This is a genomic window from Streptomyces pactum (genome assembly GCF_016031615.1).
Lineage (GTDB): Bacteria > Actinomycetota > Actinomycetes > Streptomycetales > Streptomycetaceae > Streptomyces > Streptomyces pactus.
This window is the reverse complement of the sequence record NZ_JACYXC010000001.1, coordinates 2,099,238-2,117,566: the sequence shown is the minus strand read 5'-3', so window position 1 is coordinate 2,117,566 and position 18,329 is coordinate 2,099,238. Positions and strand designations below refer to the sequence as shown.

Sequence of the window (18,329 nt, the reverse complement as noted above, 5' to 3'; positions counted from 1 at the left end):
CCGATCCTGCGCCCCAGGCCGGTCCGGCGGACCAGGGCACACGACCCACCAGCCACCACATCCTGCCCGTACCCATGCCTCCGTCGGGGCGGGCCTGGTCCGGGCCTGGGGAGCGGCCGCGTTCGGGTCGTGGTGGGGGCGGGGCCGGACGCCCCGCCGGGCGGCTACTTCGCCGACTCCTGCCGCAGTTTCTTCAGCGACGCCTCGGCCGTCTTCTTCAGCATCTCCTCGACCTCGGTGGGGGTCGCCGCCATGTGCTCGTCGGAGTCGGAGTCGGAGCCGTAGTCGGAGTCGTAATCCGAGTCGTAGTCGTCCGAAGAACTGCTGGACACGTACTCGGACCAGGTGAGGGAGTAGGTCAGCCAGCCGTCGCGCACGCCGAGGATCATGTACTCGCCGTCGGACTCGTCATCGGAGTCCTTGTCCTTGTCGACCTGGGTGACCAGGTACGCCTCGTCGCCCAGGCCCTTGATCTCCTTGAGCCGGTACCGGTAGGAGCCGCGCTTCTGGTCCTCGTAGGCCCGGTACGTCGCCTCGAACTCCGGACCCGGGTCGGTCTTCTTGTGCAGCTGGGCGGTGGAGTAGAGCCAGGCGCTGGAGTAGTCGTCGCTGTCCGCGTTGGCCGGCTCGAAGTCGATGTTGCAGTTCATCGAGTCGAGGGCGGCGTGCTCGGTGCCGAAGTGCTCCGGGTTCTTCTCGTCGGAGTCGTCCGGCTCTTCCTTCTGGTAGTCGCCGTCATCGGTGACGGCGGAGAAGTCGCTGGAGGCGCAGAGGTCGTCGGTGTAGGCGTACCCGGCGAGTTCGGGGTCCGGGTCGCCGCCGAAGCCTCCGGTGGCGAAGACCGCGCCGGCCCAGACGGCCGAGGCGGCGACCGCGCCGCCGAGCGCCCACAGCCAGGGCTTACGGCCGGCCGGGGCGGGCGGGGTCACCCCGCCCGGTCCGTACCCCGAGGGGTCGCCCGGCAGCGGCATCGAGGCCATGGTGGGCTGGGCGTACGGGTTGGGGACGGCGCCCGGGGCGTGCCCCTGGCCCGGCTGCTGCGGCGGCATCTGCGCGTAGGGGTTGGACGCCACGGGCTGACCCTGCGGCGGGACCGGCGGCTGGCCCTGCGGAGGCTGCGGAGACTGGGGCGGCTGGCCCGGCTGCTGTGGTGGCTGCTGGGCGTACGGATTGTGTTCCCCCGGTATCGACATGCGCGAAGAGTACCGGAACCCCTACAGAAGAAAGACCCCGCGTCCGTCCCTGGGGAAAGGACGGTCACGGGGTCTTTCCTCACGTACCGCGCTGTCGGCGGATACGTTCGGTACTTCGGTGCGCCGCACCCGCGTGGCGAACGCAGGCCGCGTGCGGCGCGATGCTGTGTGCTCAGGAGGCCGTGCGGCCGTCCTGTCGGGTGCCGGTCGGAGCGGGTGAGAGGGACCGCTGTGTGCCCGTTCCGGCGAGGGGCTCATGGCCCGGGGTGAGCGAGCTCGGTCAGCCCTTGAGGGTCGCGACCTGCTGCGCCAGCGCCGACTTCTTGTTGGCGGCGGCGTTCTTGTGGATCACGCCCTTGCTGGCGGCCTTGTCGAGCTTGCGGGCGGCCTCGCGGGCAGCCACGGTGGCCTTCTCCAGGTCACCGGCGGCCACGGCCTCGCGGGCCTTGCGGACGGCGGTCTTGACCGAGGACTTGACGGCCTTGTTGCGCAGGCGCGCCTTCTCGTTGGTCTTGTTCCGCTTGATCTGGGACTTGATGTTCGCCACGAATGAGCCTTTACAGGTTCGACTGGAATTCCGGCGCACCCCTGCCGGGGCACGGTTCGTACCTCGCGCTGAGAGGGCAAGAGGCACAGTGAGCCAGGCTACCAGCAGGCGGTATGGCGTCCCAAACCGGTCAGTCCCGGCCAGTCATGGGACGATGGGGGGAACAACACACCCGAGTCCCGCCTAGACACAGGACGCTGCGTGCCCGCGACCCCTACCCACGTGCCGGAGCCAAGCCGTACCGACCCGGCGCACATCCGCAACTTCTGCATCATCGCGCACATCGACCACGGCAAGTCCACGCTCGCCGACCGGATGCTTCAGCTCACGGGCGTGGTCGAGCAGCGACAGATGCGCGCGCAGTACCTCGACCGTATGGACATCGAGCGTGAGCGCGGCATCACGATCAAGTCCCAGGCGGTCCGCCTGCCGTGGGCGCCCACCTCGGGCGAGGCCGCGGGGACGACCCACATCCTCAACATGATCGACACGCCCGGCCACGTGGACTTCACCTACGAGGTCTCGCGTTCGCTGGCGGCCTGCGAGGGCACCATCCTCCTGGTGGACGCCGCGCAGGGCATCGAGGCGCAGACCCTCGCCAACCTGTACCTGGCGATGGAGAACGACCTCGCGATCATCCCGGTGCTGAACAAGATCGACCTGCCGGCCGCCCAGCCGGAGAAGTTCTCCGAGGAGCTGGCCGGTCTCATCGGCTGCGACCCGGCGGACGTGCTCAAGGTCTCGGCCAAGACCGGTGTCGGGGTCGAGGCGCTGCTGGACCGCGTGGTGGAGGCGGTCCCGGCCCCGGTCGGCGTCGCCGACGCGCCCGCCCGCGCGATGATCTTCGACTCGGTGTACGACTCCTACCGCGGTGTGGTGACGTACGTCCGGGTGGTGGACGGCCAGCTCTCCAAGCGCGAGCGCATCCGGATGATGTCCACCGGCGCCACCCACGAGCTGCTGGAGATCGGCACCAACTCGCCGGAGATGCTCCCCGCCGACGGCCTGGGCGTCGGCGAGGTGGGGTACCTGATCACCGGCGTGAAGGACGTCCGCCAGTCCAAGGTGGGTGACACCATCACCCAGCAGAGCCGCGGGGCCACCGAGGCGCTCGGCGGCTACAAGGACCCCAAGCCGATGGTGTTCTCCGGGCTCTACCCGCTGGACGGCTCGGACTACCCCGACCTCCGCGACGCCCTGGACAAGCTCCAGCTCAACGACGCCGCGCTGGTCTATGAGCCGGAGACCTCGGCGGCGCTCGGCTTCGGCTTCCGCGTCGGCTTCCTCGGCCTGCTCCACCTGGACGTGATCCGGGAGCGGCTGGAGCGAGAGTTCGGCCTGGACCTGATCGCCACCGCCCCCAACGTGGTGTACCGGGTGATCATGGAGGACGACACCGAGCACACCGTCACCAACCCGAGCGAGTTCCCCGAGGGCAAGATCGCCGAGGTCTACGAGCCGGTGGTCCGGGCCACGATCCTGGCGCCCAGCGAGTTCATCGGCGCGATCATGGAGCTCTGCCAGACCCGCCGCGGTGCCCTGCTCGGCATGGACTACCTCTCCGAGGACCGGGTGGAGATCCGCTACACCCTGCCGCTGGCCGAGATCGTCTTCGACTTCTTCGACCAGCTGAAGTCCAAGACCCGCGGGTACGCCTCGCTCGACTACGAGCCCACCGGCGAGCAGACCTCGCAGCTGGTGAAGGTGGACATCCTGCTGCATGGCGACAAGGTGGACGCCTTCTCCGCGATCACCCACAAGGACCAGGCGTACGCCTACGGGGTGCGGCTGGTGGCCAAGCTGCGCGAGCTGATCCCGCGGCAGAACTTCGAGGTCCCGGTGCAGGCCGCCATCGGTTCCCGGGTCATCGCCCGGGAGACCATCCGTGCCATCCGCAAGGACGTCCTCGCCAAGTGCTACGGCGGTGACATCTCCCGTAAGCGGAAGCTGCTGGAGAAGCAGAAGGAAGGCAAGAAGCGGATGAAGATGGTCGGCTCGGTGGAGGTCCCGCAGGAGGCGTTCATCGCGGTGCTCTCCAGCGACGACTCCGGGCAGGCCAAGGGCAAGAAGTAGCGTCACCGGCGGGCCTTCCGTCACCGGGGCCGTACCGGCGCGCCGTGCGGGCCGGCCCCGGTACGGAGGAGGGCGGACAGGACGGACGCGCCCCCGCCCGCGGCGGCTCGGTCCGGCCTCGGTGGGCCGGCCTCGGCAGGCGGGCCGGCCACCGGGGGCGCCCATGGCACCGGGGCGGACCGCCGCGGGGCGCCCGTCCCGGCGGAAGCCGGCCACGGCGCGGCGCCGCACCTCGCCTGGGACGCCGTCTCGACGGGGGGCGCCGTACCTCGCCGGGGATCCGCCCCGGCCGGTGGCCGGTCCGTCCGCGGAGGGCGTCCGGGATCCGTCCGGTCCGGGAAACCCTTGGCCGGGGCGCACGCCGGCCCCGGGAGCGCGTCCGTGCGGGGAACCGTCCGTACGGGGAACCGGGTGGGCGGCCACCACGGTCCCGGCCGGGTGGGCCGGCCCTCCTCCCGCTCCTTCCGGTCCGGGGTCTCGCGGCCCGGGGCGGAGGTGACGGGAGGGCGGACGTATCGGGGTGAACGATGTGAACAACGTCGGTCCGCACCCTTACCAACGCCCGACCAGGCATCTACGCTGACCCTGCTCGAATGTTACTCGCGAGTCATAAGCCCTGAGGCGGGCCCCGGAGGTTGCCGTGACCGACACACAGACGCTGCTTGACAACCGGTTGCCGTCGCTGGCCACCCTGTTCCTCCAGCGGGTCGCGGAGACACCGGACCGCGAGGCGTTCCGCTACCCGGTGCCGCCCGCCTCCGGCCAGGGCCCCGATGAGTGGACGCCGCTGACCTGGCAGCAGACCGCCGACCGGGTCTTCGCCATGGCCGCCGGGCTGATGGCGCTCGGGGTCCGCCCCGAGGAGCGGGTGGCGATCGCCTCCAACACCCGGATCGAGTGGGTCCTCGCCGACCTCGGGGTGCTCTGCGCGGGTGCGGCCACCACCACCGTGTACCCGAGCACCAACGCCGACGAGACCGCGTTCATCCTCTCCGACTCCGGCAGCCGGGTCCTGATCGCCGAGGACGCGGCCCAGCTCGCCAAGGCGCGCGCCAAGCGTGCCGAGCTGCCCGAGCTGGCCCATGTGGTGGTGATCGAAGGTGCGGACGCGGTGCCCGCCGAGGGGGACCCCGACGGCTGGGTGCTCTCCCTGACCGAGCTGGAGAAGCGCGGTCTGGCCCTGCTGGACGAGCGCCCCGACGCCGTCCGCGACCAGGTGGCGGCGCTCCGCGCCGACCAGTTGGCCACTCTCATCTACACCTCCGGCACCACCGGCCGCCCCAAGGGCGTGCGGCTGCCGCACGACGCCTGGTCCTACATGGCCGTCTCCATCGGCAACATCAACCTGCTCGACGAGGACGACCTCCAGTACCTGTGGCTGCCGCTCGCCCACGTCTTCGGCAAGGTGCTCACCGCCGGACAGATCTACGTCGGGCACTCCACCGCCGTCGACGGCCGGATCGACAAGATCATCGAGAATCTGCCGGTGGTCCGCCCCACCTACATGTGCGCGGTGCCGCGGATCTTCGAAAAGGTCTACAACGGGGTGGCGGCCAAGGCCCGGGAGGGCGGGGCCGCCAAGTACAAGGTCTTCCAGTGGGCGGCCGGGGTCGCCCGGGAGTACGCCCGGGTCTCCCAGGACAACTTCCGCCGCACCGGTACCGCCTCGGTGCCGCTCGGCCTGCGCACCAAGCACGCCCTCGCCGACAAGCTCGTCTACGCCAAGCTGCGGGAGGCGTTCGGCGGCCGGCTGCGCGCCGCGGTCTCCGGGTCGGCCTCCCTCGCCCCGGAGATCGGCTACTTCTTCGCGGGCGCCGGGATCAACATCCTGGAGGGCTACGGCATGACCGAGTCCAGTGCCGCGAGCTTCCTCAACCCCGAGAACTACCGCACCGGCACGGTCGGCAAGGCGCTGCCCGGCCTGGAGGTGCGCATCGCCGACGACGGCGAGATCCTGCTGCGCGGCCCGGGCATCATGCAGGGCTACCACGGCCAGCCGGAGAAGACCGAGGAGGTCCTGGAGCCGGACGGCTGGCTGCACACCGGTGACATCGGCGAGCTGTCGCCGGACGGCTACCTGCGGATCACCGACCGGAAGAAGGACCTGATCAAGACGTCGGGCGGCAAGTACGTGGCCCCGGCGGAGGTCGAGGGCCGGTTCAAGGCCGTCTGCCCGTACGTGTCGAACATCCTGGTGCACGGCGCGGACCGCAACTACTGCACCGCGCTGATCGCACTCGACGAACCGTCGATCCTGGCCTGGGCCGGGGAGAACGGCCTGGCGGGCCGGACGTACGCCGAGGTGGTGGCGTCCCCGCAGGTCGGCGAGCTGATCGAGGGGTACGTCCAGGAGCTGAACAGCGGTCTCCAGCGGTGGCAGACGATCAAGAAGTTCCGTCTGCTCCCGCGCGACCTGGACGTGGAGCACGGCGAGCTGACCCCCAGCCTGAAGCTCAAGCGGCCGGTGGTGGAGCGGGAGTACCGGCACCTGATCGAGGAGATGTACGCCGGCACCCGCGAGACGTGAACCGGCGCGGGCCCGCCGCCTCCCCGCCACGGCGCCGGGCCCGCCACGGCGCCGGACCCGCCGCCGCACCGGCCCCGCGTTCCCGCGGGGCCCCGCCGCCCCCGGTCGGGCCCCGTGCCGTGGGCTGCGCCTCCCCACTCCGGCCCCTGCCGGGCGGTGCGTGCCATCAGGCCTCCGTCGCGGGGCCCGTTTCCTCCCGTGCCCGGGCCCCTTACCGCGGGCCGCGTTCCTCCCGCCCGGACCGCGTACCTTTCCACCCGGCCCCCGTCGCACGGCACGGCCCGAGCCTCCGTGGCGCGGGCCGCCGCCGCGCCGCCCGGTTCCGGTCCCGGGCCGCTCGCCCGCGGACGGCGGCCCGGGGTGCTCGGGCGATGCCGGACAATGGGACGTATGCCTTCCGTACTGCCCGATGGTGAGCCCGTGCCCGACGACGGGGCGCTGCCCCGCCACGCGCTGGACGGCGCCGCCGGGCGGCCGCTCGGCTTCTACCTGCACGTCCCGTACTGCGCGACCCGCTGCGGCTACTGCGACTTCAACACCTACACCGCCGGTGAGCTGCGCGGTTCGGGTGGCGTCCTGGCCTCGCGGGAGAACTACGCCGACATCCTCGCCGAGGAGGTCCGGCTGGCCCGGAAGGTGCTCGGCGACGACCCCCGCCCGGTGGAGACCGTCTTCGTCGGGGGCGGTACCCCCACCCTGCTGCCGGCCGCCGACCTCGGCCGGATGCTCGCCGTGATCAGGGATGAGTTCGGGCTCGCGGACGGCGCGGAGGTCACCACCGAGGCCAACCCGGAGTCGGTGGACCCCCGGTACCTCGACGAACTGCGGGCGAGCGGGTTCAACCGGATCTCCTTCGGCATGCAGAGCGCCCGGCAGCACGTGCTGCGGGTGCTGGACCGCAGCCACACGCCGGGCCGGCCGGAGGCGTGTGTGGCCGAGGCCCGTGCCGCCGGCTTCGAGCACGTCAACCTCGACCTGATCTACGGCACGCCGGGCGAGAGCGACGAGGACTGGCGCGCCTCGCTGCGGGCGGCGCTCGGCGCCGGGCCCGACCACATCTCGGCGTACGCCCTGATCGTCGAGGAGGGCACCCAGCTGGCCCGGCGCATCCGCCGCGGCGAGGTGCCGATGACCGACGACGACGTGCACGCCGACCGGTATCTGATCGCCGAGGAGATGCTGTCGGCCGCCGGGTTCGCCTGGTACGAGGTCTCCAACTGGGCGACTTCCGAGCGGGGCCGCTGCCACCACAACGAGCTGTACTGGCGGGGCGCGGACTGGTGGGGCGCGGGCCCCGGTGCGCACAGCCACATCGGCGGCGTGCGCTGGTGGAACGTGAAGCACCCCGGCGCGTACGCCCAGGCGCTGAGCGAAGGCCGTTCGCCCGGCGCCGGCCGCGAGGTGCTCACCGCGGAGGACCGCCGGGTGGAGCGCATCCTGCTGGAACTGCGCCTCGCCGACGGCTGCCCGCGCGACCTGCTCACCCCGGTGGGTGACCGGGCCGCGGCGCGCGCGGTGCGGGACGGACTGCTGGACCCCGGGGCGTACGAGACCGGGCGCGCGGTGCTGACGCTGCGCGGGCGGCTGCTGGCGGACGCGGTGGTGCGCGACCTGGTGGACTGACGCCAGGCTGATGCCACCTCCGGGGCCGGCCGTTACGTGCCACCTCACGCGCCCCGGACACCGCCGCTCCCGCCCGCCCATCGCCACGGACCCGGCCTCCGCCCGCCCACCGCCACGGACACCCGCCACCGCCTGCCACGGCTGCCGGCTCGCCCGGGCCCGCCTCGGTCTCCTGCCCTGCCCTGCCCTGCCCCGGCCGGGCCGGGCCGGGCCGGGCACGGCGCCGTGCGCGGCGCGGCTGCCGGCCGGTCCCGCCGAGGCCGGCGGCCCCCGCCGCTCGGTGCCGCCCGGTTCCAGGTGACGGCGGGCCCCGGCCGGGTCACCGGCCCCGAGGGCCCGCCGGTCGGTGCACGGCTTCCGTCAGGTGCGGGTCAGGGCACCGTCACGTGGTCGATGAGCCGTTCCACCGCCCCCAGCAGCTCCGGCTCCAGGTCGCGGTAGGTACGGACCGCGCCCAGGATGCGCTGCCAGGCGGCGCCGGTGTTCTCCGGCCAGCCGAGCGCCCGGCAGACGCCGGTCTTCCAGTCCTGGCCGCGGGGCACGGACGGCCAGCCGGCGATCCCCAGCGACGACGGCTTCACCGCCTGCCAGATGTCGATGAACGGGTGGCCGACGATCAGCACGTTCTCGTCGGTGACCTCGGCCGCGATGCGGGACTCCTTGGAGCCGGGCACCAGGTGGTCCACCAGGACGCCCAGCCGCGCGTCCGGCGTGGGGGAGAAGGAGCGGACGATCTCCGGGAGGTCGTCCACGCCCTCCAGGTACTCCACCACCACGCCCTCGATCCGCAGGTCGTCGCCCCAGACCCGCTCCACCAGCTCGGCGTCGTGCCGGCCCTCCACGTAGATGCGCCCGGCGCGCGCCACCCGGGCCCGTGCGCCGGGTACGGCGAGCGAGCCGGAGGCGGTCAGCCGGGGCCGGGCCGGCGCGGCGGCGGCCGGGCGGACCAGGGTGACCACCGTGCCCTCCAGCAGGAAGCCGCGCGGCTCCATCGGGAACACCCGCTGCTTGCCGAACCGGTCTTCCAGGGTGACGGTGGGCCCCTGGGCCGTCTTCTCGCAGCGGATCACGGCGCCGCAGAAGCCGGTGGTGATCTCCTCGACCACCAGATCGGTCTCCGCCGGGACCTCGGGCACCGCGGTCCGCCGCTTCCACGGCGGGGTCAGGTCGGGGTCGTACTGTTGGCTGCGCACCGGCCGACGATACGAAAAAACGGCGGATCGCGGTGGCGGGTGGGGATCACGACACGCCGGGACCGGCCGCGGGCGGAGCGGCCTCGCCGGCGGGTCCGCCGCCCTCCCGAGGGCCCCCGGACGGTCCGGCCAGTTCGTCGCGCTGGGCCCGGACGAAGGCGGCGTCCACCACCGCGCCGTGCCCGGGCACGTACCGGGCCTCCTCGCCGCCGAGCGCCAGCAGCCGGTCCATCGCCGCGGGCCAGCGGGCCGGCACCGCGTCCGGCCCGGCCTGCGGTTCGCCGGACTCCTCCACCAGGTCCCCGCAGAACACCACCGGCACCGGCCCGGGCACCAGCACCGCCAGATCGTGCCCGGTGTGGCCGGGGCCCACGTTGGCGATCACCACCCGCCGGCCGCCGCCGAGGTCCACGGTGAGTTCGCCGGAGACCAGGTGGTGCGGGGTCACCAGCAGCTCGGCCGCCTCGGCGGCGGTGGCCGCCGGCACGCCGTGGCGTTCGGCGTCCCCGCGCAGCTCGTCCCGGCCACGGCTGAGCACCCCGTCCATGCCGACGGCCGCGTACACCTCGCAGCCGGTGAAACCGGCGGCACCCATGACGTGGTCGAAGTGCGGGTGGGTGAGCACCACATGGGTGGGCCGCCGGCCGAACAGTCCGGTGATCTCGCGGTACAGCGCGGCGCCGTCGGCCGGGGTGGCGCCGGCGTCCACCACCAGGACCCCGTGGTCGCCGGCGACCACGCCCACCGTCTCGTCCCAGCCGGGCATCCGCCGCCGCGCCACCCCGGGGGCGAGATGTTCCCAGCCGTCCGGTGCCACGGCTTCGGCGCCGCTCTTCTTCACAGTGCTGTCCATGGGCCGACGCTAGCGCCCGGGGCCCGGCAGCGCGGGAGCGGCGGTACGCCCGCCGGGGGCCCCAGGCGCCGGCCGGAAGCGGAACGCCCCGCCGGCCGGAACCGGAGGGCTCCGCCGCGGGAAAGCGGAGGCACGCGGTCCGGCGGAAACCGGGGGCGCCCGCCCGCCCGGGACGGAGTGACCTGGCCCGGCGTCCGCCCCGGTGCCGCGCCGCCGTGCGCCCCGGCGCCCGCTGCCGCGCCCCGGTGCTCGCTGCCGCGCCACCCAGCGCCCGCCGCCGTGCGCCCCGGCGCCCCCGCCCCGATCCGCCCCGCCACGCGCCCCCGCCGACCCGCGCCCCCGAACCGGCCCGCCGCGTGCCCCCGCCGACCCGCGCCCCGAACCGGCCCGCCGCGTGCCCCGGTCCGCCCCGCACACACCGCCCGCCCGCGCCCCGCTCCCGCCGACCCGCACCCCGTGTCCGCGGTACGCAGCCCCGTCACCTGCACCACCCCGCCGACCCGCACCCCCGGTATCCACGCCCCGCCTCCGCCCGCCCGCGCCGCCCGCCCGTGCCTCGCGTCCGCGGCGGGCGCCCGCGCCGCCGCATCGCCCCGCCCGCCCCACCGGTGACCACCCGTACCCCCACCCCGCGGCCGCCGGAACGCTCAACTGGCGCTGTCCACAGGCGCGGGGACGGCTCTTGCCCCCGCCACGGCCCCCGGCCGTACACTGACTCAGGAAGGATTTGGCACTCGGCCCGGCTGAGTGCCAGCGGGAAGGCCCACAGAGCCCGTAGAGCCCGGCCGACGGGCAAGGAGGTGAGCGCGTGCTGAGCGAACGCAGACTGGAAGTGCTGCGCGCCATCGTCCAGGACTATGTCGGTACCGAGGAGCCGGTCGGTTCCAAGGCGCTCACCGAGCGCCACCGGCTGGGGGTGTCCCCCGCCACGGTGCGCAACGACATGGCGGCGCTGGAGGACGAGGGGTACATCGCCCAGCCGCACACCAGCGCCGGCCGCATCCCCACCGACAAGGGCTACCGCCTGTTCGTGGACAAGCTCGCCGGCGTCAAGCCGCTTTCCCAGGCCGAGCGCCGCGCCATCCAGAACTTCCTGGACGGGGCGGTGGACCTGGACGACGTGGTGGGGCGCACGGTGCGGCTGCTGGCCCAGCTGACCCGGCAGGTCGCCGTGGTGCAGTACCCCTCGCTCACCCGCTCCACCGTCCGCCACGTGGAACTCCTGGCCCTGGCGCCCGCCCGGGTCATGGTGGTGCTCATCACGGACACCGGCCGGGTCGAGCAGCGCATGGTGGACTGCCCGGCCCCGGTCGGCGAGGCGGCGCTGGCGGACCTGCGCGCCCGGCTCAACAGCCGGGTGGTCGGGCGCCGGTTCTCCGACGTACCGCAACTGGTGCAGGACCTCCCCGAGTCGTTCGAGTCCGACGACCGGGGCACCGTGTCCGCGGTGCTCGCCACCTTGCTGGAGACGCTGGTGGAGGAGCCCGAGGAGCGGCTGATGATCGGCGGCACCGCCAATCTCACCCGCTTCGTGCATGACTTTCCTCTCACCATCCGGCCGGTGCTGGAGGCCCTGGAGGAGCAGGTCGTGCTGCTGAAACTGCTGGGTGAGGCCAAGGACTCGGGCATGACCGTGCGCATCGGGCACGAGAACGCCCATGAGGGGCTGAACTCCACGTCCGTCGTCGCGGTCGGCTACGGTTCTGGCGACGAGGCGGTCGCGAAACTCGGCGTGGTCGGACCGACCCGCATGGACTACCCCGGAACGATGGGAGCGGTACGCGCAGTGGCACGTTACGTCGGACAGATCCTGGCGGAGTCGTAAGTGGCGACGGACTACTACGCAGTCCTGGGCGTGCGGCGGGATGCCTCGCAGGACGAGATCAAGAAGGCGTTCCGCAGGCTCGCCCGTGAACTGCACCCGGATGTGAATCCGGACCCCAAGACCCAGGAGCGGTTCAAGGAGATCAACGCCGCCTACGAGGTCTTGTCGGACCCGCAGAAGAAGCAGGTCTACGACCTCGGCGGGGACCCGCTGTCCAGCACCGGCGGCGGGGCCGGCGCCGGGGGCTTCGGCGCGGGCTTCGGGAACTTCTCCGACATCATGGACGCCTTCTTCGGCACCGCCTCCCAGCGCGGTCCGCGCTCGCGGACCCGGCGCGGGCAGGACGCCATGATCCGTCTCGACATCGAGCTGGACGAGGCCGCGTTCGGCACCACCAAGGACATCCAGGTGGACACCGCCGTGGTCTGCACCACGTGTAGCGGCGAGGGCGCGGCCCCGGGCACCTCCGCCCAGACCTGTGACATGTGCCGGGGCCGCGGCGAGGTGTCGCAGGTGACGCGGTCCTTCCTGGGCCAGGTCATGACCTCCCGGCCGTGTCCGCAGTGCCAGGGCTTCGGCACCGTGGTGCCCACCCCCTGCCCGGAGTGCGCCGGGGACGGCCGGGTGCGGTCCCGCCGCACCCTCACCGTGAAGATCCCCGCCGGTGTGGACAACGGCACCCGGATCCAGCTCGCCGGTGAGGGCGAGGTCGGTCCCGGCGGCGGCCCGGCCGGTGACCTGTACGTCGAGATCCACGAGATCGCGCACCAGGTCTTCCAGCGCCGCGGCGACGATCTGCACTGCACCGTCACCATCCCGATGACCGCGGCGGCGCTGGGCACCAAGGTGCCGCTGGAGACCCTGGACGGCCTGGAGGAGGTGGACATCCGGCCCGGTACCCAGTCCGGCCAGTCCATCCCGCTCCACCAGCGCGGTGTCACGCACCTGCGCGGTGGCGGGCGGGGCGACCTCGTGGTCCACGTCGAGGTGCAGACCCCGAACAAGCTCGACGCGGAGCAGACCGAGCTGCTGCAGCGGCTGGCCAAGCTGCGCGGCGAGGAGCGGCCGATGGGCGAATTCAAGCCAGGGCAGCAGGGTCTGTTCTCCCGGCTGAAGGACGCGTTCAACGGGCGGTGAGCCCGCGGGTGACCGCCGTCCCGGACCGGTGTACGGCGGTCCGGGACGGATGTGCCGCAGGCCGCTCCGGCCCGCCCGCGGCCGGCCCCGGCGCCACCGGTCCGGGAGGCCGTCGAGGCCGGAAACACCGGGTCCGAGGCCGGAAACACCGGGTCCGGGGGCATCCGCCCCGGGAGTGCGGCACGGCTGCCGGCCTCGCCCGGGGACCCTCCCTCCGGGGCAAGTGAGCGCTCCCGGAGCCGGCCCGGGACGCATTACGGGTCGGTGCCGGGAACGTGACACGATGTGTTCATGTCCTCTGCGCTGACCGATCTTTTTCGGTACCCGATCGTGCAGGCCCCCATGGCCGGTGGCGCCTCCTGTCCCCAGCTCGCCGCGACCGTCTCCGAGGCGGGCGGCCTCGGCTTCCTCGCCGCGGGCTACAAGACGCCGGAGGCGATGTACGAGGAGATCAAACAGCTCCGCGCGCAGACCGACCGCCCCTTCGGGGTGAACCTCTTCATGCCGCAGCCGGCCACCGCCGACCCGGCCGCCGTGGAGGTCTACCGCGAACAGCTGGCCGGTGAGGCGTCCTGGTACGAGACGGAGCTGGGCGACCCCGACTCGGGCAACGACGACGCCTACGAGGTCAAGCTCGCCATACTGTTGGAGGACCCGGTCCCGGTGGTCTCCTTCACCTTCGGCTGCCCCTCCCGCCCGGTGCTGGAGGCGTTCGCCCGGGCGGGGACCCGGACCGTGGTCACCGTCACCTCCCCTGTGGAGGCCCAGGCCGCGTACCGGGCGGGTGCCGACGCCGTCTGCGTCCAGGGCGTCGAGGCGGGCGGCCACCAGGGCACCCACCGGGACGACCCGCAGGCCGACGGCACCGGCGCCGGCTTCGGCCTGCTGGCGCTGGTCGCCCTGGTCCGGGAAGCGGTGCCGCTGCCGATCGTCGCGGCCGGCGGACTGATGCGCGGCTCGCAGATCGCCGCGGTCCTGGCGGCGGGGGCGAGCGCCGCCCAGCTGGGCACCGCGTTCCTGGTCTGCCCGGAGTCGGCCGCCAGCCCGCTGCACAAGAGGGCGCTGACCGACCCGCTGTTCACCCGCACCGAGCTGACCCGCGCCTTCTCCGGCCGGCCGGCCCGCGGCCTGGTCAACCGCTTCGTGCGGGAGCACGGCCGGTACGCCCCCGCCGCCTACCCGCAGGTGCACCACCTCACCTCCGGGCTGCGCAAGGCGGCGGCCAGGGCGGGCGACCCGCAGGCCATGGCGCTGTGGGCCGGGCAGGGCCACCGGCTGGCCCGGGAGCTGCCGGCCGGCCGGCTGGTGGAACTCCTCGCGGCCGAGCTGGACCAGGCGCTCGGTGGCCTCCCGCTGCGCGGCGGAGTGGTCTCGTGACCGCCCCGGTGTTCGTGGTGGAGACCGTCCCCGGTGCCGGCGAGTACGTCCTGGACGGGCCCGAGGGGCGGCACGCCGTCTCGGTGCGACGGCTCCACGCCGGCGAGCAGGTGGTGCTCACCGACGGGGAGGGCGCCTGGGCCGAGGGGGTGGTGCGCGCCGCCGAGGGCAAGGACCGGCTGGTGGTCGACGTCACCCGCGGGCGTGCCGTCGCCGAGGAGCCCTCGCCCCGGATCACGGTCGTCCAGGCACTGCCCAAGGGCGACCGCGGCGAGGTCGCCGTGGAGACCATGACCGAGACCGGGGTGGACGCGATCGTGCCCTGGACCGCCTCCCGCTGCATCACCCAGTGGCGCGGCGACCGGGGCGCGAAGTCCCTCGCCAAGTGGCGGGCCACCGCGCGGGAGGCCGGCAAGCAGTCCCGCCGGGTGCGGTTCCCCCGGGTGTACGACGCGATGTCCACCAAAGAGGTCGCACGGCTGCTCGCCGGCGCCGATCTCGCCGCCGTCCTGCACGAGGACCGGGAGGCCGGCAGCGCACCGCTGGCCACCGCCACCCTGCCCGCCGGTGGCGAGATCGTGCTCGTCGTCGGGCCCGAAGGCGGGGTCTCCCCGGAGGAGTTGGCGGTCTTCGCGGAGGCGGGGGCGGCACCGTACCGGCTCGGGCCCAGTGTGCTGCGCACCTCCACCGCCGGCACCGCGGCGGTGGCGCTGCTGCTGGGACGTACCGGCCGCTGGTCCTGACCGGCCCGCCGGTCGCGCCCGTCCTCCCGCGCCGCCTGGTCTTCGAGACCGCCGGATCGGCGCCGGGTCCGGCCCGGTCAGGCCCCGGTGCGGCCCGGTCCGGCCGCCGGTCCCGTGCCCGTCTCGGCCGCCGACCGGTCCCTGCGTGGCCGGTACGGCTGCCGGCCCCGCCCCACCGGCCGCCGGTCCCGTACCTGCCCGGCCGCCGGTCCGGTCCCCGAGGCCGTCGGACCCGGCCGGCGCCCGGCCCCGCCGTGGTGGTGCCGGACGGGCCGGAGGTGGTGCCGGACGGGCCGTTGCCGGTCGCCGGGCGGGCCGTTCCGGGCCGGTTCCGCCCGATCCACCGACCGAACAAAACCGGCTACATCACAATGAAGGGCCCCTGTCCGATTTTCCTCCGATGTAGCGGTGGAAAGGATGGCCGAAGACCATCTTCCGGACCGGGCGCCGAGGTGGGATGCTGCCCGCCATGCGGGTGTCGAGGCATCGGGAGCCGGTCCGGCGGGTGGCGGGCGGCAGACTGCTGGCGGCCGTCGCGGTGACCGGCGCGGCCATGGCCCTCACCGTCGCCTGTGAGCCGGACGACGACCGCGGGCTCACCGCGATCGGCGTCGCCTACACCACCGACAAGGTGGCCACCGAGGCGCTGGAGCGCGGCCGGGTCCAGGTGCGGTGGCTGACCTGCTCGGGCGACGCCAAGGGGGACGAGCGGGCCGGTGCGTCCCGGACGCCGGTCCGGGAGGTCGCCGTGCGCTGCCGGGGCCGTACGGAGCAGGGTGACGCCGACATCCAGGTGGACGGCGTGGTGACCTACGAGCGCAAAGGCGCCTGCGTCAAGGGCGATCTGACCGCGAAGCTGGAGGGGCGGCAGGTCTTCCGGGCCGATGTGATCGGCGACTGCGGCAGCGCGGAGGCGACCCGCCGGGCCTCCTGACCGGTACCGGGCCGCCGGCCCCGGCGGAGGCCGTCCGCCGGGCGATGGCCGGCGCCGACCGCCCGCCCCGGCGCGTGCCCCCTCCCCGCGCCCCCGGCGCGTGCCCCCTCCCCGCGCCTTGGGGCCCGTCCAGCGCCCCCTGTACGCCGGCCTCACGCAGCCCACACCCCCACGCCCGCCCGCACGCCCCCCCGCGCACCACGTCGGCGTCGTGCGCACACCGCCCCGGTGCTCCCGCGCCCCGCCCGGCCTGCGCCCCCTCGCCCCGGGGCCCGCCCAGCGCCCCCTGCACGCCGGGCCCCGCAGCGCACCTCACACCCGCCCGCACGCCTCCGGGACAACCCGCCGCAGAGCCCCCCGCGCCCCGCCCAACCCGCCCCGCGCACCCTCCCGGCCGCTCCGGCGGGTGCGGCGGCGCCGGGAGCCGCCCGGTAGCATCCCCGGGGACGGAACCGGCCGCCATGCGCCGGCGCGACCGAAGGAGGAGCCCACCAGTGGCGGGAGAACCGCAGGCGGACTGCCTGTTCTGCAAGATCGTGACGGGGGAGGTGCCCGCGGACGTGGTCCGGGACACCGCCACCACCCTCGCCTTCCGTGACATAAACCCGCAGGCCCCCACCCACGTCCTGGTGATCCCCAAGGTCCACCACCCGGACGCCGCGTCGCTGGCGGCCGCCGAGCCGGGCGTCGCGGCGGACGTGCTGCGCGAGGCCGGCGAGGTCGCCAAGGTGGAGGGAATCGACGGCAGCGGCTACCGGATCATCCTCAACACCGGTTCCGGGGCCGGCCAGACCGTCTTCCACGCCCACGCCCACGTCCTCGGCGGACGCGGCTTCAACTGGCCGCCCGGGTAACGGCCTTGTCGGTACGCGAACTGGTCGTCCTGGGCACCGCCAGCCAGGTCCCCACCCGGCACCGCAACCACAACGGGTACCTGCTGCGCTGGGACGGCCAGGGCATCCTCTTCGATCCCGGGGAGGGCACCCAGCGCCAGATGCTGCGCGCCGGGGTGGCCGCGCACGACATCCACCGGATCTGTGTGACGCACTTCCACGGCGACCACTCGCTGGGGCTGGCCGGGGTCATCCAGCGGATCAACCTCGACCGGGTGCCGCACCCGGTGACCGCCCACTTCCCGGCGAGCGGCCGGCGCTTCTTCGAACGGCTGCGGTACGCCACCGCCTACCGGGAGACGGTGTCCATCGCCGAGGAACCGGTGGCCGCCGACGGGGTGCTGGCCCGCACGCCCGGGTACCTGCTGGAGGCGCGGCGGCTCTCCCACCCCGTGGAGTCCTTCGGCTACCGGCTGACCGAGCCGGACGGCCGCCGGATGCTCCCCGGGCGGCTGGCCGAACACGGCGTCGCCGGGCCCGACGTGGGCCGGCTGCAGCGCGCCGCTTCGCTGGTGGTGGACGGGCGGACGGTCACCCTCGACGAGGTGAGCGAGGTCCGGTACGGGCAGCGCTTCGCGTTCGTCATGGACACCCGGCTGTGCGACGGGGTGTACGCGCTCGCCCAGGGCTGCGACCTGCTGGTCATCGAGTCCACGTTCCTGGACCAGGACGAGGCGCTGGCCACCGAGCACGGCCACCTGACGGCAGGTCAGGCCGGCGCGGTGGCCGCCGCCTCGGGCGTGCGGCACCTGGTGCTCACGCACTTCTCGCAGCGGTACGACGACCCGGCGGTCTTCGCCGAACAGGCGCGCGCCGCGGGCTTCGAGGGGGAGCTGACCGTCGCCCGCGACCTCACGCGGGTGCCGGTCCCCAGCCGTCGTCGGACTCCTCCGCCGGGTCGGTGACGAGGAAGGACACCACCTTCCCGGTCGGGGTCGGTTCCGAGGACAGCTCGGCCACCATCGCCTTCAGCAGGATCAGGCCCCGGCCGGTCTCCGCGTCCCAGGCGACCTCGGCCGGCACGGCCATCTCCGGGCTGGAGTCGTGGACCATCACCCGCACCCCGCCGTCCAGCTCGACCAGCGACAGCGTGCACGGCGCCCGGTGCCCGACGTGCTTGTGCACGTTGGTCAGCAGCTCGCTGATGCCCTGCGCGACGACCTGGCGGACGTGCTTGGGGTGACCCCACAGCCGTAGCTGCTCGTTGGCCTGCCGCCGTACGTGCTGGATCTCCTCCGGGTGGGCGGTCACCCGGGTGACGCTGGTACGCCCCGGGGCGCCGCCCGGGGAGAGCCCCCGCCCGGTGGCGCTCGGGGCTGTCTGTTCTGCCATGGATGCCTTCAGGACCCTTCGCCGGGACGCTCGCCGCCACCTCCCGGACGACGTCCGGAAGTGCCCCGGAGGCGCCCCG

At 74.0% G+C, this 18,329-nt stretch carries 15 protein-coding genes; 10 read left to right on the top strand and 5 right to left on the bottom strand.

From position 1 onward, the window contains the following. Positions 1–164: 164 nt before the first annotated feature. Together IHE55_RS08345 and rpsT are read right to left on the bottom strand one after the other, a co-directional pair. Entirely contained in the window at positions 165–1,073 is a 909-nt protein-coding gene (locus tag IHE55_RS08345) for a hypothetical protein (protein WP_307826570.1), read from the bottom strand. 400 nt (positions 1,074–1,473) lie between these two features. Then, entirely contained in the window at positions 1,474–1,740 is a 267-nt protein-coding gene (gene rpsT / locus IHE55_RS08340; protein ID WP_197988446.1) for a 30S ribosomal protein S20, read from the bottom strand. A gap of 201 nt (positions 1,741–1,941) precedes the next feature. On the opposite strand from rpsT, the gene lepA reads away from it, so the two are divergent. The 3 genes from lepA (at position 1,942) to hemW (ending at position 7,963) form a co-directional block, all read left to right on the top strand. Then, positions 1,942–3,813: a translation elongation factor 4 gene (lepA, locus tag IHE55_RS08335; protein WP_197988445.1), complete on the top strand. Its 1,872-nt coding sequence runs from the start codon at positions 1,942–1,944 to the stop codon at positions 3,811–3,813. 640 nt (positions 3,814–4,453) lie between these two features. After that, on the top strand, positions 4,454–6,340 hold the full coding sequence (locus IHE55_RS08330; RefSeq protein WP_197988444.1) for an AMP-dependent synthetase/ligase: 1,887 nt from the start codon (positions 4,454–4,456) through the stop codon (positions 6,338–6,340). 390 nt (positions 6,341–6,730) lie between these two features. After that, positions 6,731–7,963 carry a radical SAM family heme chaperone HemW gene (gene hemW / locus IHE55_RS08325; RefSeq protein ID WP_197988443.1) on the top strand — a complete coding sequence of 411 codons (1,233 nt, stop codon included), beginning with the start codon at positions 6,731–6,733 and terminating at the stop codon, positions 7,961–7,963. Between the two features lie 371 nt (positions 7,964–8,334). On the opposite strand, the gene IHE55_RS08320 is transcribed toward hemW, so the two are convergent. Together IHE55_RS08320 and IHE55_RS08315 are read right to left on the bottom strand one after the other, a co-directional pair. Then, positions 8,335–9,156, bottom strand: a complete 822-nt coding sequence (locus tag IHE55_RS08320; protein ID WP_197988442.1) for a DUF3097 domain-containing protein — start codon at positions 9,154–9,156, stop codon at positions 8,335–8,337. 46 nt (positions 9,157–9,202) lie between these two features. Then, positions 9,203–10,009 carry an MBL fold metallo-hydrolase gene (locus IHE55_RS08315; RefSeq protein WP_197988441.1) on the bottom strand — a complete coding sequence of 269 codons (807 nt, stop codon included), beginning with the start codon at positions 10,007–10,009 and terminating at the stop codon, positions 9,203–9,205. An 808-nt stretch (positions 10,010–10,817) separates the two neighbouring features. Here IHE55_RS08315 and hrcA point away from each other — a divergent pair. The 7 genes from hrcA (at position 10,818) to IHE55_RS08280 (ending at position 17,823) form a co-directional block, all read left to right on the top strand. Continuing rightward, complete coding sequence (gene hrcA, locus IHE55_RS08310; RefSeq protein ID WP_197988440.1) at positions 10,818–11,834, top strand: heat-inducible transcriptional repressor HrcA; 1,017 nt, start codon at positions 10,818–10,820, stop codon at positions 11,832–11,834. Further along, positions 11,835–12,971 (top strand): molecular chaperone DnaJ, encoded by a 1,137-nt coding sequence (gene dnaJ / locus IHE55_RS08305; protein WP_197988439.1) that lies wholly within the window; start codon positions 11,835–11,837, stop codon positions 12,969–12,971. Positions 12,972–13,262: 291 nt separating this feature from the next. Continuing rightward, a complete protein-coding gene (locus tag IHE55_RS08300; protein ID WP_197988438.1) occupies positions 13,263–14,348 on the top strand; it encodes a nitronate monooxygenase in 1,086 nt (361 codons plus the stop codon). After that, positions 14,345–15,091 (top strand): 16S rRNA (uracil(1498)-N(3))-methyltransferase, encoded by a 747-nt coding sequence (locus IHE55_RS08295; RefSeq protein WP_197988437.1) that lies wholly within the window; start codon positions 14,345–14,347, stop codon positions 15,089–15,091. Before IHE55_RS08300 ends, IHE55_RS08295 begins: the two co-directional genes overlap by 4 nt. A gap of 469 nt (positions 15,092–15,560) precedes the next feature. Next, a complete protein-coding gene (locus IHE55_RS08290; protein ID WP_197988436.1) occupies positions 15,561–16,025 on the top strand; it encodes a hypothetical protein in 465 nt (154 codons plus the stop codon). Between the two features lie 494 nt (positions 16,026–16,519). Continuing rightward, positions 16,520–16,879, top strand: a complete 360-nt coding sequence (locus IHE55_RS08285; protein WP_197988435.1) for a histidine triad nucleotide-binding protein — start codon at positions 16,520–16,522, stop codon at positions 16,877–16,879. Between the two features lie 5 nt (positions 16,880–16,884). Next, positions 16,885–17,823 carry a ribonuclease Z gene (locus tag IHE55_RS08280; RefSeq protein WP_197988434.1) on the top strand — a complete coding sequence of 313 codons (939 nt, stop codon included), beginning with the start codon at positions 16,885–16,887 and terminating at the stop codon, positions 17,821–17,823. Here the strand turns inward: IHE55_RS08280 and IHE55_RS08275 are convergent. After that, a complete protein-coding gene (locus IHE55_RS08275) occupies positions 17,771–18,250 on the bottom strand; it encodes an ATP-binding protein (RefSeq protein WP_197988433.1) in 480 nt (159 codons plus the stop codon). The two genes, IHE55_RS08280 and IHE55_RS08275, sit on opposite strands and share 53 nt — an antisense overlap. Positions 18,251–18,329: the final 79 nt, after the last annotated feature.